The organism is Rubinisphaera margarita (genome assembly GCF_022267515.1).
Classification (GTDB): domain Bacteria; phylum Planctomycetota; class Planctomycetia; order Planctomycetales; family Planctomycetaceae; genus Rubinisphaera; species Rubinisphaera margarita.
This window is the reverse complement of record NZ_JAKFGB010000014.1, coordinates 496,772-517,910: the sequence shown is the minus strand read 5'-3', so window position 1 is coordinate 517,910 and position 21,139 is coordinate 496,772. Positions and strand designations below refer to the sequence as shown.

General features: G+C 57.9%; 19 protein-coding genes. 6 read left to right on the top strand and 13 right to left on the bottom strand.

Annotated features, from left to right (window positions below; translation table 11 throughout):
- Positions 1–66 precede the first annotated feature (66 nt).
- The 3 genes from L1A08_RS14945 to L1A08_RS14935 all read right to left on the bottom strand — a co-directional run bounded on the left by L1A08_RS14945 (position 67) and on the right by L1A08_RS14935 (position 4,208).
- Positions 67–2,355 (bottom strand): phage/plasmid primase, P4 family, encoded by a 2,289-nt coding sequence (locus L1A08_RS14945; RefSeq protein ID WP_238757247.1) that lies wholly within the window; start codon positions 2,353–2,355, stop codon positions 67–69.
- 499 nt (positions 2,356–2,854) lie between these two features.
- Complete coding sequence (locus tag L1A08_RS14940) at positions 2,855–3,076, bottom strand: hypothetical protein (RefSeq protein ID WP_238757246.1); 222 nt, start codon at positions 3,074–3,076, stop codon at positions 2,855–2,857.
- 151 nt (positions 3,077–3,227) lie between these two features.
- Positions 3,228–4,208, bottom strand: a complete 981-nt coding sequence (locus tag L1A08_RS14935) for a hypothetical protein (protein ID WP_238757245.1) — start codon at positions 4,206–4,208, stop codon at positions 3,228–3,230.
- A gap of 474 nt (positions 4,209–4,682) precedes the next feature.
- Between L1A08_RS14935 and L1A08_RS14930 the strand changes: the two genes are divergently transcribed.
- On the top strand, positions 4,683–7,019 hold the full coding sequence (locus L1A08_RS14930) for a glycosyltransferase family 39 protein (RefSeq protein WP_238757244.1): 2,337 nt from the start codon (positions 4,683–4,685) through the stop codon (positions 7,017–7,019).
- A gap of 91 nt (positions 7,020–7,110) precedes the next feature.
- On the opposite strand, the gene L1A08_RS14925 is transcribed toward L1A08_RS14930, so the two are convergent.
- Together L1A08_RS14925 and L1A08_RS14920 are read right to left on the bottom strand one after the other, a co-directional pair.
- Positions 7,111–7,350: a hypothetical protein gene (locus L1A08_RS14925; RefSeq protein WP_238757243.1), complete on the bottom strand. Its 240-nt coding sequence runs from the start codon at positions 7,348–7,350 to the stop codon at positions 7,111–7,113.
- A gap of 193 nt (positions 7,351–7,543) precedes the next feature.
- Positions 7,544–8,641: an FAD:protein FMN transferase gene (locus tag L1A08_RS14920; RefSeq protein ID WP_238757242.1), complete on the bottom strand. Its 1,098-nt coding sequence runs from the start codon at positions 8,639–8,641 to the stop codon at positions 7,544–7,546.
- Positions 8,642–8,891: 250 nt separating this feature from the next.
- On the opposite strand from L1A08_RS14920, the gene L1A08_RS14915 reads away from it, so the two are divergent.
- Positions 8,892–9,812 carry a site-2 protease family protein gene (locus tag L1A08_RS14915; RefSeq protein ID WP_238757241.1) on the top strand — a complete coding sequence of 307 codons (921 nt, stop codon included), beginning with the start codon at positions 8,892–8,894 and terminating at the stop codon, positions 9,810–9,812.
- On the opposite strand, the gene L1A08_RS14910 is transcribed toward L1A08_RS14915, so the two are convergent.
- Positions 9,781–10,746: an ion transporter gene (locus L1A08_RS14910; protein WP_238757240.1), complete on the bottom strand. Its 966-nt coding sequence runs from the start codon at positions 10,744–10,746 to the stop codon at positions 9,781–9,783. The two genes, L1A08_RS14915 and L1A08_RS14910, sit on opposite strands and share 32 nt — an antisense overlap.
- A 3-nt stretch (positions 10,747–10,749) precedes the next feature.
- Entirely contained in the window at positions 10,750–11,766 is a 1,017-nt protein-coding gene (locus L1A08_RS14905) for an ABC transporter substrate-binding protein (protein WP_238757239.1), read from the bottom strand.
- Between the two features lie 201 nt (positions 11,767–11,967).
- Between L1A08_RS14905 and L1A08_RS14900 the strand changes: the two genes are divergently transcribed.
- A complete protein-coding gene (locus tag L1A08_RS14900) occupies positions 11,968–12,129 on the top strand; it encodes a hypothetical protein (RefSeq protein ID WP_238757238.1) in 162 nt (53 codons plus the stop codon).
- A gap of 251 nt (positions 12,130–12,380) precedes the next feature.
- Here L1A08_RS14900 and L1A08_RS14895 read toward each other — a convergent pair whose 3' ends face one another.
- The 4 genes from L1A08_RS14895 to L1A08_RS14880 form a co-directional block, all read right to left on the bottom strand.
- On the bottom strand, positions 12,381–12,746 hold the full coding sequence (locus L1A08_RS14895) for an STAS domain-containing protein (protein WP_238757237.1): 366 nt from the start codon (positions 12,744–12,746) through the stop codon (positions 12,381–12,383).
- Between the two features lie 125 nt (positions 12,747–12,871).
- Positions 12,872–14,197, bottom strand: coding sequence for an outer membrane protein assembly factor BamB family protein (locus tag L1A08_RS14890; RefSeq protein ID WP_238757236.1), 1,326 nt, complete (start codon positions 14,195–14,197; stop codon positions 12,872–12,874).
- A gap of 184 nt (positions 14,198–14,381) precedes the next feature.
- On the bottom strand, positions 14,382–15,689 hold the full coding sequence (locus L1A08_RS14885) for an outer membrane protein assembly factor BamB family protein (RefSeq protein ID WP_238757235.1): 1,308 nt from the start codon (positions 15,687–15,689) through the stop codon (positions 14,382–14,384).
- A 229-nt stretch (positions 15,690–15,918) separates the two neighbouring features.
- Positions 15,919–16,455 (bottom strand): HIT family protein, encoded by a 537-nt coding sequence (locus tag L1A08_RS14880; protein ID WP_238757234.1) that lies wholly within the window; start codon positions 16,453–16,455, stop codon positions 15,919–15,921.
- Between the two features lie 64 nt (positions 16,456–16,519).
- On the opposite strand from L1A08_RS14880, the gene L1A08_RS14875 reads away from it, so the two are divergent.
- The 3 genes from L1A08_RS14875 to L1A08_RS14865 all read left to right on the top strand — a co-directional run bounded on the left by L1A08_RS14875 (position 16,520) and on the right by L1A08_RS14865 (position 19,575).
- A complete protein-coding gene (locus L1A08_RS14875) occupies positions 16,520–17,386 on the top strand; it encodes a formyltetrahydrofolate deformylase (protein WP_238757233.1) in 867 nt (288 codons plus the stop codon).
- Positions 17,387–17,481: 95 nt separating this feature from the next.
- Complete coding sequence (locus tag L1A08_RS14870) at positions 17,482–19,110, top strand: PP2C family protein-serine/threonine phosphatase (protein WP_238757232.1); 1,629 nt, start codon at positions 17,482–17,484, stop codon at positions 19,108–19,110.
- Between the two features lie 114 nt (positions 19,111–19,224).
- A complete protein-coding gene (locus tag L1A08_RS14865; RefSeq protein WP_238757231.1) occupies positions 19,225–19,575 on the top strand; it encodes a rhodanese-like domain-containing protein in 351 nt (116 codons plus the stop codon).
- Between the two features lie 138 nt (positions 19,576–19,713).
- Here the strand turns inward: L1A08_RS14865 and L1A08_RS14860 are convergent, their stop codons facing one another.
- Together L1A08_RS14860 and L1A08_RS14855 are read right to left on the bottom strand one after the other, a co-directional pair.
- A complete protein-coding gene (locus L1A08_RS14860; protein ID WP_238757230.1) occupies positions 19,714–20,241 on the bottom strand; it encodes a hypothetical protein in 528 nt (175 codons plus the stop codon).
- A 149-nt stretch (positions 20,242–20,390) separates the two neighbouring features.
- Positions 20,391–21,020 (bottom strand): hypothetical protein, encoded by a 630-nt coding sequence (locus L1A08_RS14855; RefSeq protein WP_238757229.1) that lies wholly within the window; start codon positions 21,018–21,020, stop codon positions 20,391–20,393.
- Between the last annotated feature and the right edge of the window lie 119 nt (positions 21,021–21,139).

Here is a 21,139-nt window from a genome sequence, read left to right as displayed (position 1 = left end):
AAGTGTTACACGAGTGTGTGTATGGGAAAGTTTCCGGAAAGTGCGTTGAACCATTGCAACCGTTGCTCAATCTTCGTTCCTGATGTCCTTGAGCCCGAGTCCGCGATACCATCGCCCCCGAACATTCGGGACTTGCTCGAACCGTTCATTGAGTGTGCGACCGATCCGGGTTCGCGATGGAAGATTCTCTCCCGATTCGTCGCACCATTCCCGCAGAGCCTCATAAAGCGCAGAGAATGAAACCTGCATTCCGCTGTTGATGTAACAACAGGCTTCGATGAACCCACCAATGAGGTCGGATTCGTTTTTGTATTCCTCTGTCGCTGCCAGAACGGTCTCGGGCTCGTTCAACCCCTGGTTCTGCCAGTCGAGGCAACCGACCACCATCCACGCCAGAATTCCCGCCGCTTCGGCTTTCAGTTTGTCGGAGAGAGTCGGGTCTGCATCCTTCCCCCGGAACGTCTCGGTGAATGGCACCAGCCGCAGCCGTCGCCAGATGCCGTAGTCATCGCCCTGCACCTTCGGCTTGTGGTTCGTACAGAGAACAATCAGGTGAGACGGATCGAATTCAAAGAAATCTCGATAGAGGAATCTCGCCCGGATACGGTCGCCGCCGGTGATGGACTTCACGAATGATTCTTTGAGCCGTTTCCCGGCCTCGGTCTCAACAGCTGCCACAAACCGCTTGCCGTACAGGTCCGCCTTCTCGGTTGGGTGTCGATCGTTGCCATCGTCAATGAGCATCTCGGGGATGGCCTGCATTGAGTAATCATTCCCGAGCGTGCCCATCAGTGCATTGAGGAACGTCGTTTTCCCGTTCGCTCCACAGCCCCAGTAAACCGGCAGGATGTGATCCCGAACCACGCCCACCAGAGCAGAACCAGAGAGCCGCTGAATGAATGGAATCACGTCCCCGCAGTTCGCGAAGATGGATTCAAGGAACCGGTCCCAGTGATACGATGGTGCCTCGGGATCAAACTCTGTCGGGCAGATCACAGTGAGCAGATCGTCGCGGGAATGTGGCCGCAACTGGGCGTTTCTCAAGTCAATAGTCCCGTTCTGGCAATTCAGTAGCCACGGGTCGCAGTTCAGATCCTCCACGGCGACGGCAACCAGAGATTGAGCCAGCTTCAGGAAGGCTTCGATTCCATTTGCGTTCGCGGCCCGTTGTGCGTGTCGCTGACATGCCCGCCTCTCATCATCGTCGAAGATTGTGTGCGACTTCCGGAACAGTGTGTCGGCGACAGAATAGGCAAGTTTATACACTTCGCCGGTTTCATCTTTCCGCCAATGTGTTCCCGTCCAGATTAGCCAGCGTTTCCAACTGTGAACGTACCGCAGATCCTGACCATGCAGCTTGATGAACAGTCGAGCGTTCGCGTAGTCGGTCGCCTCTTGTGCCGTGAACGTCTCGATTGTCCCATCGGTCGCGGTGAGATGATTCGGCTCTGGTGGTGGTTCGGTCCATTCCTCAGCCTGCAAGGCCCGCTCCCGGAGTTGCTCCACGGTTCCCCCGGCTTCAATGAAATCCGTTACATCACCTTTCCGGGGCAGTTCAGGGAATCGAACAATCCGAATCGATGCCGCCCGCCCCTTCAGATTCTTCGCAGCCTTCTGGACATGGGCCTCGCCTGCGTCGTCGTTGTCCGCTGCAAGGATCACGTGCATGCCGGTGACATGATGCGAATCTTCCCGCCGCCACTTCCCAGCGCCGCCAAGATTGCACGTAGCAACCAGCCCGAGCCCGGCCAATGTATCAGCGTCCTTCTCACCTTCTGCAATCCAGACTTCGTCTCCTGGTCCCAGTTTGGCGAGTTCATCGGCCCGGTACGGAATGCGGCGAATCCCGTATTTCTTCAGCCCCATTTTCCAGAGTTCGCCGACTTTCGCATGGGGAATACAGTCCTTCGTTCCGTCGGCCTTCTGCATCCGGACCACCTTGAACAGCACGTTGCCGGATTCATCAGCGTAGGGATACTCTGCAATCGGCTTTCCCCAGTCTCGAGACTTTGCTTGTGAACGCCCTGGCAAATCCACGCCGGTCTTTTCCGCGAAGTGCCGCAATGCGGAATGGAAGTCTGGGAACTGCCCGAGCCGAACAGCCACGTCGAAGAAACTCAATCGCTCCTGTGTGGCATGATCCTTGAATGTGCCTCGCTCAAACCGATCATCAGAGAGATTCACTGCGGCGCTGGGATTCTGGTCCTCCCGGTCGAGTCCGTGAGCTGGAACCCATCCGCTGCTTTCGCGCTCCGATGCAAAGCGAACGCCCCATGCCTTCATCTCGCTGACGACGTCCGCTCTCGCCAGCACTTCCGCCCGAGCTGTCTTGTAGTCCATTGCTGCTGAAATCACTGTCAGTCTCTCCATAGTTCATGCGTAGTGATGCCGACAGTGCTGCGTTGGTACAGGTCGCGTGTGACGACCCCTTTGCGGAAGGCTTCGGCGTAGATGAATTCGCAACCAGCCTCGCAGTAGTAGCGGGTCAACACTACGGAGCCCCGTTCGTGCCGGTGTCTCTGGCTGGGATAGATGAACGTGCGGTCGTTCAAGCTGATGGCCGTTTCATGGCCTTGGCAGACGGTGACGCTTGTGATGTGCAGGGAGTCATGCCCACAGCAGGGGCAGCACAGCGTCGAGTCATCCTGCATGATCAGCCGGGGTTCTGCCAGTTGAAAAAAGGCGTCGTCCCTGCTGTCGCGGAGTATCCTCTTGTCCGCTGTAACCTCGAAGGGTATCATCCTGTTACCTTTCATTTGCTGAGTGAAAGTGATGTCTTATCGAGCCCGCCCGGATGGTCGCCCGGCGCGGGCTTACTTATTTGAATGCTTTAAGTTGATTGCCATTGTCGCAATTACGACTTACTGCTCTGATCGCCTTGGGTGCTTTCCAGATAGTCCAGCCAGTCGCTTCCCCGGACGTATGCACGATTGTGCTGGCGGATGACTCTCAGCCCCTGTCGGCGAGCCGTCTGCATGCCCACCCGACCGAGCCCGACTCGCCGCTGAAACTCACTGAGGGTGTAGACAGAGCCCGAGTTAATCTCGCCGTCCCCGCCTGCTCCAATGCCTGACATCTTGATTGTCTCCTGCCTTCAGGTCGTCGGTATGAATGCCGTCAATATGACGGTCGACGCATTAAACAACCTGTAAATAGGAATTCCAATCTCTGAATCAGACACTGCAGGTCATATGCAGGGGTGCAGGGGAAATGCAGGTGTTTTGCAGCTATGCAGGTTTGGAGATGAGAGCCTGGAGTTGACGGCTGGCGGCCTTGGCCTTCCTGCTGTTCAGTTTTGCTGCCGCGTCGGCGATCCGCTGCACTTCTTCGTCGGTGAATTTGCGGTTCCTGTCCCCCTGATCTGTAGGGATCACTTCAGCCGATCGTACCCATCGATTTAATGTTGTGCTGTCTACTTTTGCCGCAGTAAGTAAATCGTCAGTAAACCATCGGGCGGGATTGAGAGGTCTGTCACTGTCCAGTTCTCCCCCGTGGCCGGGCGGCGGTGTCTCCACAATGAGATTAACGGGCTCCCTGGACGATGCTGGTGAGGCTGGGAATAGGCTTCGGGCAGTGTTCAGTTCCAGACGGACATTCCCCTGCAGACCAGCAAAGAGGCTCGCCAATGTGGCCTCGCTGGGCGGGACGAAAGAATCGTCGTCGACTTCCCATATCCGGCCTGTCAGTAGCGAATCCATTGCCCTGAGCACATCAGGGAGCAGTTCCTGGACAAGAGCTACGTCGACGCCTACTTGGACACGGTCAGCAATTGACGGCGAGTGTGGATCGTCGAATTCCGGCACTTCGACGGCGAAGGATGTTCCGGCCTCCGCCGCAGTGGCCCGCAGAAAGTCCATCGCGACGAGACGCAGCCGATTGGCAATGCTCACATTGAATTGCCCGGAGCTACCTGAAGGCTTTCCACTAACGAGTTGCGGCAGATTCTTCCCATCACTGAGCAGGTCGGTCAGACTCCGGAAAACTTCCTCGGGGACTTCGTCGGGCAGATCGTTCGCAGCTTGGAATTCCCTCCTCAAGCCCACGAGCGTGGCCCGGATATCTGCCCCCTCTTGTTCCAGTCGGTTGCCGTGAGATGTGGACGGCGTCAGCCACATGCCGCACAGAACAGCCACAGCCCTGGTCGATTCCACAGCCTCAATCAGACGATCCCGGTACGTGCAGAGGTCAGCCTGTGTCTCAATCTTCATCAACCTCGCCCTCCCGAGCGAATCCAGAAGAGAAACAGGGAAGGCGGTTGGATGGTCCGCTTTTCGCCCCGTCGGGCTATCCCTGAATGTGAGTGTGAGTAAGGGTGTGAGCAGATTCCGCTCCCTACGTGTTTCCTGATGGTCAACCAGCGATTACATACAATCGGTGATTATAGCGAACTTCTGCTTCCCTGAACCTCTCCTGTGCGCAACCTGTTGATGCGTCTGGATTTTGATTCCGTTAGTCTGGGTTCGAGCCCCGGCCGGGCTTCTTTCTGGCTCTTTTGCTGAAGAGCTTCACGGGACGTTGCTGGCCGCTGTTTTGCCACCATTTGCCGCGTCCCCGAGAGACCGCTCCATTTCTCGTCCCCGCTCGACTGCTATACTGGGACTTTTCCGCGACTTGATCGATCCCGTTCGAGTCCGTGCTTCTGAGTTCCTGTTCTGCTCGCCGCAGATGGTGATAATTCGTCGATGGTTGATCCTTCTTCCTCCGGTTCCTCGCCCGCTGCGCCGGAACGGGCGTCGTTTTCGCTGAAGCCCTGGCAATCGCTGCTGCTGGCATTCGGCTGGCTGGCCGCGTTCTTCCTGATGTTCTACTCGCAGGTGCTGCCCAACGCTCAGGCCCTGCCCGATGGAACGAAATGGAACCGCTGGATGGTCTGGCAGTATGTGCCTCAGATCCTGCTTGACGATTTTGTTCCGTTGCGTCATGCCGACGCGCCGCCGGCCGGGCTGAAATTCCTGCCCCAGCGGATACCGTTTCTCGCGATCGCGGTTTCGATTTACTTGCTCGCCTATTGCTTGGGAACCGGTTTGTTCCACTCGCTCGGGTTGAAAATCAAAGCGACCGGACGAGCCGAATGGCATACGCTCAGCATCGCGACCGGTCTGTCGCTCCTCTCGCTGGTGACGCTGGGGCTTGGACTCGCGGGGCTGCTGAATCGCCTGGTGTTTCAGCTCGTCTATCTGCTGATTCTGATCTTCTGGACCGCAATGCATTCCCGCGCCAACGGTGGAATCTCCGCGTGGTACGGTCGAATGAAATCGTGGGTGCTGCTGCAGTCGCACAAGTGGTCTCAACGACAGTGGACATTGAAGTCACCGCGATTGTGGACCCTGCTCGTCGTGACGCCGTTTCTCATCACCATCGCTCTGGGGGCAATGCTGCCGTCGACCGATTTCGATGTGAAGGAGTATCACTTCGGCGGGCCGAAGGAGTACTTTCTTGCCGGCCAGATCCAGATGTTGCCGCACAATGTCTATACCAGCTTTCCGTTTCTCACCGAGATGTTCACCCTCACCGGCATGGTACTGATGGGCGACTGGTACTGGGGAGCCGTGGCCGGAAAGACCATTCTCATGGGCTTCGCCCCGCTCACGGCGATGATTGTCTATACCATTCTCCGACGCTGGTCCACTCCAGTAGCCGGCTACCTGGGAGCAATCATCTTTCTTACGATTCCCTGGACGTATCGAATTTCGATCATCGCTTACACCGAGGGCGGTCTCTGCCTGTATGTGGCGGCGACACTGCTGGCCACGCTGATCGCGGTCGATCTGCTCAAGAAAAAACCGAAGCCGAATCGCTGGCTGTTCGTCACCGGACTGCTCGCGGGCAGCGCAATCGCGTGCAAGTATCCGGGACTGATTTCGGTCACGGTTCCGATTTCGCTCTTCCTGCTGGCCGCTTACGTGGTCGCTGTCCGCAACGGCAAACGCACCGGTCGCGAACTGGCGTTCGGAGCTGGGGTGTTCGTTCTGGGCACAGTGGTCACATTCGGTCCCTGGATGGCGAAGAATCTGGTGGAAACCGGCAACCCGGTTTACCCACTCGCCTATTCGATCTTCGGCGGCGACGACTGGGATGCCGACCTGAATGAGAAATGGAAAGCCGCCCACAGCCCGAATCAGCATCGCATCACGCATCTGTTCGCGAGCGTCTTCGATGTCTTCGCCGTCAACGACTGGCAGTCGCCCCTCGTGGCGGGCTTCGGGTTGATTGGCCTGTTCGTCGGTTTCCGCGAACGTTCGATTCGCTGGGTCGGTCTCTATCTCGCCTGGCTGCTGTTCTCGTGGTGGCTGCTGACGCATCGCATCGACCGGTTCTGGGTGCCGCTGCTGCCGGTCGCCGTTTGCCTGGCCGGCTACGGAGCCTGGTGGCTGTTTCAGCGAACCCGGCTGGGGGTCGTGGTCTTTCTGGCCCCCGCTCTGCTTTACAACTTTGCGTTCATTACCACAGGACTCTCCGGCTACAACGCCTATGTCACCGATTTGAAAGCCGTCCGAGAGATGACCGCCAACATCACCTCGCCGGAAGTCGTCTTTCTGAATGATCTGATGGAGGGGAAAGACGGAGCCGTGCTGAGCGTCGGAGAAGCCGAGTTGTTCGATGCCACCTTCCCTTATCACTACAACACCGTGTTCGACCGGTCCCTCTTCGCCGAATGGACGGGCGTCGTCAACCGCGATCAGCCGGAAGGAGAATGGGAGAATCGGCCCGCCGAGGAGATCCGCGAGATCTTCAAGAAGCATCATATTCGCTATGTGCTGGTGAACTGGCAGGAGATTCTGCGGTATCGCACGTCGTACAAATACACCGACTTCGTAACGCCGGACCGCTTTTCGGCTCTGCAGGAGATGGGCATTCTCGACTCTGCTCTTCCCGACACGTTCTTTCTCAGGGACTACCGAACACTTTCGGAAACCGAGCAGAAGGAAATCGAACGCTGGGCGCCGGAGTTGATTGAAGACTTCAATGGCCAGAAGGTCTTCGTCACCACCCAGGTCTTTCCAGTTCTGCCTGAATAAACGGGGCGATTCCGACCGCGCATGAAAAAGCACGACACGGTTGAGGAACCGTATCGTGCTCATACGAAGGAGTCAGCTCATAAGGTGTTCGTTATTCGGGGCGGACGTAACCGAGTTCCCGGATGACAGCGTAGAGTTCGTCGTAGGTGACGAACCGCCGACGATGTCGGAGTTTGTACTGATCAACGGCGTTGGCGAGCTCGGCCACTTCCGGCCGGGCGTGCTCCCGGGAATCGCCGAACTGGCGACGATCCGGCCCGTTATATTCGTTGTCGCGATCGCTGCTGCGTCGATCCAGAATCTGTTCCTGTGAACCAAAGACAGTTGCCATGTTCCACCTCTTCCGCTTTATCTCAGAATGACGCAGGTACCAGACCTGCCCGGAGTGATTTCGCTTCGACCCACTCAAAGCTAGGTCGAGAAACGATGCCGGGCGGACTTGCGGTCCAAATATCGGAAGAATGGCCTTCCTGCCCCGGTCGGGAAAACGGTAACCGTTACAGTCCGCATAACCGGACCGGCCTTCAATGCCACAGAAGCCGGTCTTCATCGAGATGAATCGAAACCGGTTCCAGTCGCTGCCCGGAACGGGGTTGAGGGAAGATCAGCGCGGTGATCTCGGGGTGCCGTTCGCAATACGCCAGCGATTCCTCCAGCGGCAGGACATAAAACGCGGTCGACAGAGCATCGGCAACCGCGGCCGACGGAGCGGTGACGACTGCACTGAGAATATGATCGACTGGCCAGCCGGTCCGCGGATCAAAAATGTGCCCGTAGCGTTTGCCCTGATGACGGAAGAACTGCACCCCACTGCCACTGGCCGAGAAGGCCCGATCTTCCAGCATCAGCGTCGCGAGCCGCTTCTGCGGAAACTGAGGATGTCGGATTCCGACCGGCCAGCCTCCCGCTTTCCGATGCGAACCCCGGGCGATAATGCTGCTGTGACCGCCATGGATCAGACAGTTCGACAACTCCTCCTGCTCGAGAAACGCCGCGATCCTGTCGAGCGCGTGGCCTTTGCCAATCCCACTCAGATCGAGCCCCATTCTCGGATCGGTTAGGTGCACCGTCTGCAGGGTCCGGTCCAGCACAACCTTGCGGCAGTCACTGCAGTGGACTGCATCCGCGACATCCGATTCCTTCGGAACGTCTCCTCGCGCCCGGCATTCCCGCCAAAGAAGATTCAAGGCCCGAGCGGCGGGCGTAAACGCACCCTGTGTTTCTTCGGCCAGTTTCAGCGAGAGTTCCAGCAGTTCGAACAGTTCCTCGTCGACCGAACACGGCCCATTGATCGCGTCACGGTTGAGCCGCATCAGGTCGCTCTGATCCCGGTAGACTGTCAGTTGATCTTCAACCGGATGAACGAAGTCGAGCGCATCCGACGCCGTGATAGTCTGCCGTCGATCCTCCGAAGGATTCAGAATTATCGAGAACTCGCAGGCCATCGCCCGAGTGGTCAGGCGAACGGTATCAGCCGAGGAAAACGCGGCTGCTTTCTCATCGCGGGCCAGCGCATCGGCAAGTTCCTGCCCGTGGCGTTCCATCGAATGTCGAATCGCCCGTCCGGAAAGCAGATCGCGTCTGCTCGGTCTCAGATCTTTGTTCCGCTCCTTGTCGGCCATTGTGATTGTCCATCCGTCTCCCGGTTCGCCGCGACGAATCCAGTCGTGAAATGAAAGTCATTCTCGATTTTGGTCTACAGAAGCAATTGTAACAACGCCCCTGGCCGCGATAATGCTCTAGAAGCGGATCGCTCTCCCGGAGTCGGTCTCTAAGTGATCTTTCGCCCCAAATGCTGCCTTTTTGTTCCGAACGATTTGCCGCAATCAGCCTGCTATCCTCGAACCGCTCCGTTGAGCCCGTTCCGTATTCATGAATGACTCCCGCGACCGCCGTACCGTTCAGGAGATTCTGATCTTTCCTGACGGACAGACCGTCCCCGTCAAGGATGTCGAACCTCGACGGGTTCGCCGCCGTCGGCCGGTCCACACCGCGTATCTCTGGTCGCTGGGACTGTTCATCGCCACCTGTCTGTCGACCTGGTGGGTGGGGGAACGGCGCTACGACGACGGATTCGGCTACATGGTTCCCGTGATGGCGATTCTGCTGGCTCACGAAATGGGACACTATCTGGTTTCGATCTTCTACCGTGTCCCGGCTTCTCCGCCCTTCTTTTTACCGATGCCCATCTCTCCGCTCGGAACGTTCGGAGCCGTCATCGTGAAACCGGGTGGCGGCGAAGATCGCAAGAAGCTCTTCGACATTGCCATTGCTGGTCCGCTCGCCGGACTCGTAATCGCGATCCCGGTCTGCATCTACGGTGCGATAACAGCCGAGCCGGTTCCAATCGCTGATGTACCGGCGGACGATTTTCAGTTCATCGCCCCTCCTCTACTCAAGTGGATTGTCGATGCCGTTCGCGGCGGCTGGCCGCCGGGCATGGTTCTGGAGAGTGCCGTTCTCGACGCCGGCTGGGTCGGGATCTTCATCACCGCTCTGAACCTGATTCCGATTGGCCAGCTCGACGGTGGCCATATTCTGTACGCCCTGCTGCGGAAGCGGGCTCACGCGGTCGCCGGAGCGCTCATCTTTGGAGCCCTGGCCTACATGTTCCTGTCGGGCAATCTGTCGTTCATCCTGATGCTGATGCTGATCATCATGATGGGGCCTTACCATCCGCCGACAGCAGATGACTATGTTCCGCTGGGTTGGTTCCGCGTCATTCTCGGCTGCATCACACTCCCGTTCATCTTCATCGGGTTCACTCCGACTCCAATCGCGATTGGCGGTTGAGCTCGAACAATCGAGCCGCCCGAGGAAGCACGGTCCCGCAGTGTTTGCAATACAACGCGTCGGTCTCGTGCTGATGCAGATCGCAGTGCGTGCACGGCACATCAAGATGCCGCTCGGTCTTTGAAGCATGGATGACTTCGACCGAGAAGACGCCGGTCGGCACGATGATGATGCCATAGCCCAGGATCATCGCGACAGCCGCGAGTGTCTGCCCGACAACGGTTTGCGGGGCGATATCGCCGTAACCGACAGTGGTCATCGTCACAATCGCCCAATAGACGCTCTTCGGAATACTGGTGAAGCCGTTCTTCGGGCCTTCGATCAGATACATGGCCGAGCCCATGATCAGAATCAACGTCAGGACGACGAGCAGAAAGACGAGAATCTTGCTCTGCGTGGCCCGGAAGGCGATCCACAAATATTGCGATTCCTTCAGACAATGCGCAATCTTGAGCACGCGGAAGACGCGCAGTAATCGCAGCGCGCGAATGACCAGAAACGACTGGCTTCCGGCTATGAAGATGGCCGCGTAAGTCGGAATGATCGACATCAGATCGACGATGCCGAAGAAACTCCTGGCATAACGAACCGGCCGTTCGACACAGCTGAGACGCAGCAGATATTCAATTGTAAACAGAATGGTGAAGAACCACTCCAACGCCAGAAAATACAGACCGAATCTCGCCTGCAGACCGGAAACGCTTTCCAGCACGACGGTCATCACGGAAATCAGAATTGCCACGAGCAGCGCGACATCGAAATATCGCCCCGCCGGTGTATCGACGCCAAAGATGATCTCGTTGAGTTTCTGCTGCCACGGCGAAAGGGTCCGGCCCCCAAGAAAGGGGTCGTGATCGATGTCCATCGGGATGCGTTCCCGACGGTTCAGCACTTCGTCCGGATCAATTTCGGTCTGCTCAGGTTCGGTGTTCACGGCTCAGTTGGCTGCCTTCAGAAATTCCAGGGTGTAGCAGTCGTCCGGCTTCCCCTGCCCGCTCTCGACCAGTTCCAGTTCCTCGAGTTGCCTCACGAGTGTCTGCCAGCGTTCGGCGGTCATCGTGCCGGTGAACTCCCCGCTGCCGTTCAGACATAACGGCTTCAACGATTCAAACCCCGCATTCATGACTGCGACCGGCATCTCGGGATTGGCCTGCTGAATCTGCTCGTGAATCGGCTGGGGATCGGCAAGATAGTCTTTCCAGCCGGCGATCGAGGCTTCGACAAACTTGCGAACGAGTTCCGGATCTTCTTCGATCAAAGATTCTGAGGTCATCAGCACACTCGAATACGGATCGAAACCCAGTTCCGAGACCATCAGAGCCCGGGTCTTCACCCCCTGCTCGGCGGCAACGATGGGTTCACTGAAAACATAACCCTGTTGAGCAAACCGGGGATCTTCCAGAAACTGCCCGAGAGACCCGGTGCTGCGAACAATCTTCACGTCTTCGAGCGGAAGTTTCTTGCGTAAATAATGTGAGAACGCGGGGGCATCGCTCATTGCCAGAGTCACGTTCTTCAGCTGATCGAACGACTCGATGCCGGAGGCTTCATGCACGACAATACAGCGAGGCGAGTGCTGCAGCGGAGCCATCAGGCCGACCACGGGAGCCTGTTGAGCCCGTCCGAGCACAATCCGGTCGGCGTTGGAGATGCCGAAGGTCACGCGTCCTGTCGCCACCCGCTGAATGACCGGACTGTCGGGGCCGCCGGGGAGGATCTCGACGTCGAGACCGGCGTCGCTGTAATAGCACTTCGAAAGAGCGGCGTAGAAGCCGCCATGCTCGGCTTCCGGCAGCCAGTTGAGGGCCAGCGTAACCGGGATGAGCGTGAACTCGTTATGGTCGGCAGCCGATTCGCTGGATCCGGCTTCTCGGGCGGGCTGCGGAACTTCGCCGGAACAGGAACAGAGTGAGACCAGCAGAGCGAGTCCGAACAGCAATCGCAGAGAGCGCATAGCGGGAATCCCAGATGAGAGTCAGCAGAAGGCGACTCCCAAACGATACAATCTGCACAACCGCTGCGAAAGCCAGACGAGGTCTCGAGCTGGCCGTCGAGCGGCGCTGCCTGCTCAATTGCGACCTATGCTTTCAGGAGACACACTGGCCCGCGCTTGCGCGAGTCGACCGTACGAATCTTTTCTCTTCAGGCCCTGGCGATGCTCAACACACTCTGGACGAACATCTGCTTCTACGCCGATTTCTACTACACGTTCGCCCTGAGATGGTGGTCGAACATCACGCCTCCCGAATACGGCATGGTCCTGGTCGGCGTCGGCGTCTTCGGCTGGGTGCTGATGAAATCCGCCAGCCGGAAGTAAGTGGAACCCTCAGATTCAAGCATTCCGAACAACACCGGTTGGCTCAGACGCGTGCGTCTGAGTGGCGAAGCCACAAGAGGCGGCTGACAGACGGTCTCATTCGGAACGACAAGCCTGCGGTGCACAGCTTCTTCCTGTGACGTCGTCACCCAGACGTGCACGTGGGCCATCCCGTGATTTCGGGAGATTACGAGCAGGACAGGCCGCCCGTTGCTTCGAAACGCAGAGATAAATCTCTGTGTCATCCCGTCTTACGCGGAAAGAGCTTCGACGGCTTCTTCGCGGGTGTCGTAGTAGGGCCAGAGCTTGAACAGGCTCATGTTTCGCAGCACTTCAAGCATATAGGGGCTGGCGGCACAGATGGCGACCTTCCCGCCACGAAGCTTCTTTTCGCGTCCGAGCAGGATCAGCGAGCCAATGAACTCCGAGCCGAAATAGTCCATTTTGTGCAGATCGATAATCAGCAGCGGCGCATCCGCATCGGCGACCATGGCACGAACCGTGTTCGTCTCCATCTGCAGGTCGGCATACCGAAAACTCGCCCCCTGACCGGCCGGGGTGACGTAAAAGCACGGAGGAACTTTTTCGACTTCGAAAATGCGGAGATGTCGAGCCATAACGACCAGTAAGCCAGAAGGGAAGATGCGTAAAACACTTGCTGATAACGCATTCCGTGCCGGGATGCAAGCAGAAACATCGGAGTGGATCGTAACTTCCGCCGATCTCGCGACTTCGAACCGCCTTAGTCCTGAATGTTCAGATCAACACAGGCCAGTCCACCGTCCGCGCCGCGACAGTAGACGAATCCATTGCACAGAACGGGCATGGTCCAGCACTGTTCGTCCAAAACTTCGAGCCGTCCGAGCTCCCGGAACTCGTCCGGAGTCATTTCGGCCAGCAGCAGTTCGCCCTGATCGCTCAGAATGATCAGATGCTCCTGGGTCGCCATCAGCGCACCGCAGCCCAGGTCGCGAACAGTCCATGCCGTTTCGCCGGTCTCCCAGTTCACGCAGTTCAGTGTCACCGTGCGGCGGTTGTGCGAGTTCCCATCGAATCCGTAGAGCCAGCCGTCTTTCAGAACGCAGGAATTCATGTGATTCCGCATCGATTTGTTCTGCCACTGCACCGACAGTTCGCTGCCGTTGAAGTCCAGAACCCCGCAGCCGACGTTATAGCCGGTCGAGACGAACAGTTCGCCGTCTTTCCAGAGCGGCGTCGTCGAATTCGTATCGTACGGCGATTCCCACGGATAGAAGCAGACCTCCGTGGTCTTGTTCAGATCGACAACCGTCACGCCCTCGTTATTCAGAGCCGCCGCATAGGACTGCCCCTTGAACTCGAACAGTTCCGGAGTGCCGTATCCGGGCATATGAGCTGTTGTCTGCCACTTCAGCTTGCCCGATTCCTTATCGATGGCGAAGATGCTTCCCGCTTCCAGAATGACTTCGTTGCCTCGAATCACGGGCGAACAGGTCAGTCCCCATTCCGGCAGCGGCAGATTCAGCTCCTCTCGGATGTCGAACATCCAGACCAGTTTCCCGGTCTCAGCTTCGATCTTCCGGACTTCCCCCTCGCGGCTGTTGACGTAAACGTACTTCCCGTCGACAGTTGGCGTCGCCCCCGGTCCCCCTTTGTGCAGGTGATCGAGCAGGGCACAGGGATAGGCCAGATGCCAGAGCAGTTTGCCTGTGGCCGCGTCCAGGCACCAGACGGTTTCTTCTTCGTTCCCTTCGCGATGCCCCATTGTGAACAGCCGCCCGTCGGCCACACTGACAGCGCTGTATCCGGTGCCGACGTTGTACCGCCAGACGATGGGCGGCATTCCGAGAAAGACACTCGGATCGAGCGTTTCCCGCGAGATGGCATCCCGATCCGGCCCCCGCCAATGCGGCCACGAGGCCGTTCCGGGAGAGGGCGCAGGCTCCTTCGGCGTCTCAGCTTTCGAGGACGATCGCGCCTCCGAAGCATTCGAAGTTCCTGTAAGAGCGAGAGGATCTTCCTTGCCGCAACCACTGGCGGTCGCCAGGGCGAGGACGGACAATCCCATGAACATTGATCGAGATCTCAAAGAGAGACTCCTGCCCGATGAAGGGCTTCAATAGGGGGACGCGAGAACGGCAATGCACTCCGTTGATGTGCTGAACGTGTTCTCTGATCCGGGGTTGTGTGATATGACCGCATTCGCAGGAAACGAACGAAACAGGCCCGTACGCTGAGTCGGTTCGAGGGTTTCGGCGTTGTCCGTGGACGTCTCAGGGCGTGGCCTGAAGGCGATACAAATCTGTTTTTGTTCGCAGGAAAAGAGCCTTTCCGACCGGGGCAGGCGTCGCCATGCATCCCTGGTCGAGCTGATTTTCCGCAACGATCGTCAGCGTCTCTCCAGGAGCCACGACCGTTGTCTTTCCGTCTTCGTCGCAGAAGTAAATATGCCCACCTGCATAGATGGGTGAAGCGGAGAACGTGCCTCCAATGCGTTCCTGCCACAATAGTTCGCCGGTCGAGGCGTCGAGGCAAGAGGCAAGTCCAATCTTATCGGCAATTGTGTAGATTCGACCGTCGATCAGCAGCTGCGAAGGCTTCGAAGGCATCGTCCGCTTCTGTTCCCAGCGGACATGGCTCTCCGTCACATTGCCTTCTGCTCCCTCGGGATTGATCGCGATCAAACTCCCTTTGCCGAAACCGGTACCGATGAAGATCGATTTTCCGTCAAACAGCGGGCGGTTTGCCGTGGAATGCTGTTCGTAACGGACATACCAGAGTTCTTCCCCGGTCTGAGGATCGTAAGCCATCGTCGCCTTGGCGTACGGGCTGATCAGGACATCCTGCCCGCCGATCTCGAAAATGGCCGGCGTCCCGTAGGCTTTCTTCTGATCGCCGTCGTCGGTCTCGAACAGATCCGGACGATCTTTCTTCCAGATCGTTTCGCCGGTCTGCTTGTCGAGAGCCACGATGTACTGGTAGTCGAAGCCGTCGTAGTGAACGAAAAGCATGTTCTGGTAGATGATCGGAGACGACCCCGGGCCGCGCCAGTGATGGCAGGGGAAGTCCCGGCGTTCCCAGTACTTCTCCAGCGTCTGGGTATTCAGACAGCAGGTGCCGTAGCTGCCAAAGTGCACATAGATCCGATCTCCTTCAATCACCGGCGTGCAGGAGGCATAGCTGTTGGTCACGTGAATCTCACGCGGTTCGTCGTTCGTGAACAGCAGCTTATCGTGCAGAATCTTCCCACTCTCGGCATCGACGCAGACGATGAACATCTCCTTGCCGTCTTCGGAGGCGGTGGTCAGCCAGACCTTGCCATCGGCGACGACCGGCGACGACCAACCTTTGCCGTGAATGGCGGTCTTCCAGGCAACGTTCTCCGATTCACTCCACGTCTCGGGAGGATCGGCCTCGGGAGCGATACCGGTTCCGTTAGGTCCCCGGAATTCGGTCCAGCCTTCTGCAGCCATCAGTGAGCCGGGCAACGTCAGAGCGAGTGCGAAAATGACAGCCAGGCGGCCCATCGGACTCAGGGAGCAGCGAACCTGCGCCAGATGTGGTCGGAAGGTTTCAAGCATTGGAATTGGTGTCTCCTCAGCGGGATTTGAACGGGCCCATTGTAACGAGATGAATTTTTCCCGTTAAATGGGAAACCGGCCCGATTTTCAAATATCAATGGAGTCGCTTGCGTCGACTTTTTTGATGGTTTTGAGAGCCAACGCCCAGTGAACACTTGACACAACTCGACAACAAAGATCCCCCCGCAGGGCCGCGTTTCGACCGGGAATGAGGCAGAGAATGACGCAGTCACCGGCCCGACTTGTCTTCATCCAGCTTCTCTTTCAGAGCCGCGTACAGAGCTTCCAGCGATTGCGGAATCACCTTCGTATCGCCCAGAACCGGCATGAAATTCGTGTCGCCGTTCCAGCGGGGCACAATATGCCAGTGCAGATGCCCCGGGAGCCCTGCCCCGGCGACGTGACCGAGATTCAGCCCGACATTGAAGCCATCGGGATTAATCACGCTCCGCAGGAGCTTCGTCATTTTGACCAGCATCGCCTGACACTCCGCCTGGACGTCGACCGGAATCTCTTCAATATCGCCCAGATGCTGCTGGGGGGCAATCAGCAGGTGCCCGTTGTTGTAGGGGTAGCGATTGAAGACCACGAATGTCTTCTCTCCCCGGAGTAACACGAAGTTTTCGGCATCGTCGGCGGGAGATTCCCGATACTGACAAAGAAAGCACGGTTTCTCGCCCGGTGGGGTGGTAGACTTTTTTTCCGCCGGCTCGTCCTTCGCCACGTAGGACAATCGCCATGGCGCCCAGATCGTTTCCAGTGACATCCTGAATCTCCTATGATCGTCGGAATGAATTCCAGGTCATTCCCGAGCAAATAACGGCTACATCATGCAAGTGACTATAACGGCTGTTGGACCTGATAATCGAGGGCTCGCCGATCCCATCGTCCACTACGTGACCGGAGCCGGGGCGAACATCTACGAAATCCAGATGTACGACCGCGATTCCGAGCATCTGTTCGCCATGATGCTCCGTCTCGACTGGCCCACCGAGGTCGAACCGGTCGATGTCCTCCGGAAGCGCCTCGACGAAATCGGCCGCCTCAAAGGACTCTCGATTCGCACCTGGGCCCGCGATGAACACCAGCGACCGCCCCGCCTGGCGATCTGCACCACGTATCGCCCCGAGATCTCGCTCGCCCTGCTCCGCAACATTCGCGACGGTCGCCTCAAAGCGCAGGCAGCCGTCATGCTGGGGAACCGCGAAGCCTGTCGCAACGTCGCCGAGCAGTTCGAGGTTCCCTGGGAGAGCATCGGCGATGACAACGGCAAGCCCGATAACGACAAGTTCGTCGAGATCCTCGACAAGTACGAAGTCGACTACATCATTCTCGCCCGCTACATGCAGATTCTCCCCCCGCGGCTCTGCTGGGAATTCGCCGGCGGACGCATCATCAATCTGCATCATGGCCTGCTTCCCTCGTTCCCGGGATTCCGGCCGTACCACGATGCCTACAGCCATCACATGCTCACCTACGGAGCGACGGCTCACTTCATCGTTCCCGAACTCGACGCCGGCAATCAGATCATCAATCAGACTGCGTTCACCGTTCTGCCCGGAACGCCCTTGAATGACATCATTCGTCAGGGAGAATCGGACAACGAGCCGACCTGTCTGGTCGAAGCCGTGCGCCGCGTCGTCGATCGCGAAGTGGAACTGCATTTCCATCGCGTCGTCCGCACAGTCCGCTCCTGAAGATTCTCGACTCCTGAAACTGCCCGAATGGTTTAGAATGAGAGAAACCCTGTCATCTCGTTCCTGAGACCGAACGAACAGCAGCGAAGGATCTCATGAAGCCGAACCGACTTCCGACCACCATGATCTGGGCCATCGTCATTGCGACGGCGGTCCCCACGCTCATGTGGCTTCTCGGCTGGGGAGTCGACTATTCGCAGACGAACCTGCAGGCCCGTGCAATCGGCCAGGAGAATGTCACCGCATATGTCGTCCAGCAGTATCTGATCGGCCGCGCGTTACACACGATTCTGGAGTGGACGGCTGTCTGCATCGCTCTGATGACCGGCGTTCTGTCGTTCGTCCACTTTCGGCTCAAGCACGATGTCACGACGCCGATTATCGGCACCGCTCTCTTCTTCTCCGGAATGCTCGATGCCTGCAACATTCTCGCGGCCGATGGCATCATCCCCGGGGTCGAGAATCTGAATAACTTCCTTCCCTTCACCTGGGCGGCTTCGAGAACGTTTAACGTCGCCATCCTCGCGGCGGGCACGCTGCCGTTTCTCATTCGCAAGCGGCCCCCCAGCCATCCCGAGCCGCGAGGCGAAACGCGCATTCTGTTCGTGATGGCCGGACTGTTCGGGCTGCTCGCCTATCTGATTATCCAGGTGCTCGCGATCGCCTTTCCGGTTCCCGATGCGCTCTATCCAGAACTGTGGGTCCCGCGCCCCTGGGAATCGATTCCGCTTCTCTTCTGGATCGTTCTCGGCTCCATCCTGTTGCCGAAGTTCTACCGGAAGTATCCGAACATCTTTTCGCACAGCCTGATGTGGTGTGCTCTGCCCGCGACGCTGCTGCATCTGGTCGCCGGACTCGGTTCGCGGGAGCTGTTCGATGCCAACTTCTTCAATGCCTACCTGCTGAAGATCATCGCCTACTGCACGCCGCTGATCGGGCTGCTGCTCGATTACAAGAACGCCTACCGAGCCGAGATCGAACTGGAAAAGACCGCCTCCAAACTCGACGCCGCTCGTCAAATCGCCGAAAGCCTCCTCCCAGCCGATCATCCGGAAGTCCCCGGCATCGACGCCGCTGGCGTCTCGTTTGCTTCCGAAGCCGTCGGGGGTGATTTCTACGACTATTTCGAACTGGCCGACGGCCGCTTCGGGTTCGTCGTCAGCGATGTCAGCGGGCACGATCTGGCCGCCTCATTGCTCGCCGCTCAAACCCGCGCTTATCTGCGGGCCTACGCCGCGTCGCACTCCGATCTGGCCGACATTATGAAACGCCTCAACGAGTCGCTCGTCGAGGACACCAAGCATCGTCGCTTCGTCACCATGTTCGTCGGCGCGATCGATACCAGCCTCGCGGGCTTCGAGTACGCGGCCGCTGGCCATCAGGGCTTTCTCATTCGTGCCAACGGCAAGGTCGAAGTCCTCGATTCCAACGGCCTGCCGGTCGGAATGACGCGGCAGAACGAAATCGGCGTGACGCACACCTCGCGACTGCATCGGGGAGATACCGTCCTCATCGTGACCGACGGCATCACCGAAGCGATGTCGCCTTCCGGGGAACAGTACGGCATCCAGCGTCTGCTCGATCTGATCTGCGTCGAGCACGAACGCGACGTCCACGAAATCGCCGACCTGCTCTACACCGACGTCACCCGCTTCTGCGCTAATGTCCGTCCAGTCGATGACGTCACCATTCTCCTGCTCCGCTGGCTGGATGAAGCCCCGTAAGCGGGCCACTTTCTCTCCGTTAGGCATGCCGCTTGCGGGTTAATTCCTGAAATCGAACGCAACGCCGCGGTTGACCAATCGCGGCTGCGCAGAACTTGAAGAAGGAGAGAACCCATGCAATCGCTCGAAACAACGCAGCTGGAGCGCATGATCGACAACAACGACGATTTCCTGCTCGTGAACACCCTGTCCGAAGAGGATTTCGCCAAAACCGAAATCCCCGGCTCGGTGAACATTCCCCAGAGCGACGCCGACTTCGCCGACAAAGTCGAATCCACCGCCGGCGGCAAAGACAAGCCGATCGTCGTCTATTGCGCCAGCCAGCAATGCAACTCCTCAACCAGGGGAGCCGAGAAACTCGAAAGAGCAGGCTTCGAAACGGTCTACGACTACGAAGGCGGCGCCAAAGCCTGGACCGAATCCGGCCACGTGTTAGCCGTGCCGGAAGAAGTCGAGCGGACCTAATGAGCCCGAGAAAATGAACAAGCAGCCTGACCGCTCAGCCGTCAGGCTGCTTATTGGACGTACGGTTGCTCGCCACGCCAGCGTGAATGTCGGCCAGCCCCCTCTGCCGCTCGCGTGTGCGCGATTGTTCGGCCTCATTTAGCGGAAGTGATCAAGTTCCCTTCGATACTCCCGTTGGCGTGAACAGCTTACACCAGGATTGCTTCGCCGGAGTCGTTGCAGCATCAATTCCGCAGTTTGCCACTGCGGCTCAGTGACGTTGGTGTAAGGTCCTGGCCATGTGAATCCGGACGAAAACTCATGAATCAGCTGGATGTCATTATTGAGAACTAAGGCTGCAATCTCGCCGTCGTCGGTAGTGATGAGTCTGAACTCCTGGCCCGGTTTTCTTTCGGGACCAATGCCCATGAAACAACGTTTGGGAATACGAGTTTGCCCCCATTGTTTGAGTTCGAAATAGATGTATCCCGGCGGTTCATAATGAAATGGAGCCTCGGCGTAAACGTTTATCGTGTACGAACCGGTCGTGAATGTCGCCAAATGCTCGGACCGACCAACGAGCAACCAACAGCCGCCGCACGAGAAAGCGAAGATGCCGAACACAACGATGCCCAGTGCAACATGGTGAAATCTCAAGAATTTAGGCGGGGTCTTCTCGTCCGACATAGCTGCAACTCCTGGTTCGCCAGGACGCTCTTAAATTGACGGCAAACCGTGGCCGTATCCGGACAGGAACGGAAGTCCTTCGTCTCAGTGCCCGGGCGAATGCGTGCATTAAACCCGAAACCACTCACTCCCGCGACGTAAATCACACGTCAGCTTGCGACAACCGGGTTCAGGCTGTTGTTCGACAGCTTGTTGATCTCGTCCGCAGTGGCGGCGTCCAGGTAGTACAGAATCATCCCCTGGCCGTTCTCCTTTGAATAGAACCGGCAGCCATCCCGCTCGATGTCATCCATCACATAGGACAGGGTCATCATGTCGGCCCAGTCATCGTTGACTTCCACCGGCCACTCTCGATGGCGGCCATCGATCGTGTACTTGAGCCAGGCCTCGCCAGTCTCCAAATCCACCGAGTCGGAGACATCGGTCATCAGGTCCGGCTGACCGGCGACCTCGCAGAGCCGCTTGACGATCCGGACATAATCTCCGGTTCCCTCAATGCACTCCGGATCAAAGGCCCAGACGCGAGAGCAAAACGGGCGTTCCCATGGCTCGCGTTCCACCTCGGCTCCCAGGATGAACAGCACCAGGTCAAACGGCTTCTCCTCGTACGCTTCCCGGTCAAATGAGTAGAGAAGGTCATCAACGGTCACGCCATCGTTCAGTCGAATTCCGCAAGCCGCAAGCTTATTCAGTTGTTCTTCAAGTGTCATCGACGCCGAACCTCGCGGCCCGTCGGGTGCCGATTTGCTGAAGAAGCCGTTGAACAGTCGTCGGAACATACTGGGGATCACTTTCTAACTTCTCGGTATCACAGCCCGGCCATAGTCCTTGCAGGGCCTGCGAAGAGGTGGTTCAAAATAATAGAGTTAAGCCGGCCGCATTGCGGCCTGACCGCCTG

Coding starts and splice junctions, on each gene's coding strand:
- L1A08_RS14940 (WP_238757246.1), bottom strand. CDS start 3,076: ATGTCAGGCATTGGAGCAGGCGGGGACGGCGAGATTAACTCGGGCTCT.
- L1A08_RS14935 (WP_238757245.1), bottom strand. CDS start 4,208: ATGAAGATTGAGACACAGGCTGACCTCTGCACGTACCGGGATCGTCTG.
- L1A08_RS14930 (WP_238757244.1), top strand. CDS start 4,683: ATGGTTGATCCTTCTTCCTCCGGTTCCTCGCCCGCTGCGCCGGAACGG.
- L1A08_RS14925 (WP_238757243.1), bottom strand. CDS start 7,350: ATGGCAACTGTCTTTGGTTCACAGGAACAGATTCTGGATCGACGCAGC.
- L1A08_RS14920 (WP_238757242.1), bottom strand. CDS start 8,641: ATGGCCGACAAGGAGCGGAACAAAGATCTGAGACCGAGCAGACGCGAT.
- L1A08_RS14915 (WP_238757241.1), top strand. CDS start 8,892: ATGAATGACTCCCGCGACCGCCGTACCGTTCAGGAGATTCTGATCTTT.
- L1A08_RS14905 (WP_238757239.1), bottom strand. CDS start 11,766: ATGCGCTCTCTGCGATTGCTGTTCGGACTCGCTCTGCTGGTCTCACTC.
- L1A08_RS14900 (WP_238757238.1), top strand. CDS start 11,968: ATGCTCAACACACTCTGGACGAACATCTGCTTCTACGCCGATTTCTAC.
- L1A08_RS14895 (WP_238757237.1), bottom strand. CDS start 12,746: ATGGCTCGACATCTCCGCATTTTCGAAGTCGAAAAAGTTCCTCCGTGC.
- L1A08_RS14885 (WP_238757235.1), bottom strand. CDS start 15,689: ATGCTTGAAACCTTCCGACCACATCTGGCGCAGGTTCGCTGCTCCCTG.
- L1A08_RS14880 (WP_238757234.1), bottom strand. CDS start 16,455: ATGTCACTGGAAACGATCTGGGCGCCATGGCGATTGTCCTACGTGGCG.
- L1A08_RS14875 (WP_238757233.1), top strand. CDS start 16,520: ATGCAAGTGACTATAACGGCTGTTGGACCTGATAATCGAGGGCTCGCC.
- L1A08_RS14870 (WP_238757232.1), top strand. CDS start 17,482: ATGAAGCCGAACCGACTTCCGACCACCATGATCTGGGCCATCGTCATT.
- L1A08_RS14865 (WP_238757231.1), top strand. CDS start 19,225: ATGCAATCGCTCGAAACAACGCAGCTGGAGCGCATGATCGACAACAAC.
- L1A08_RS14860 (WP_238757230.1), bottom strand. CDS start 20,241: ATGTCGGACGAGAAGACCCCGCCTAAATTCTTGAGATTTCACCATGTT.
- L1A08_RS14855 (WP_238757229.1), bottom strand. CDS start 21,020: ATGTTCCGACGACTGTTCAACGGCTTCTTCAGCAAATCGGCACCCGAC.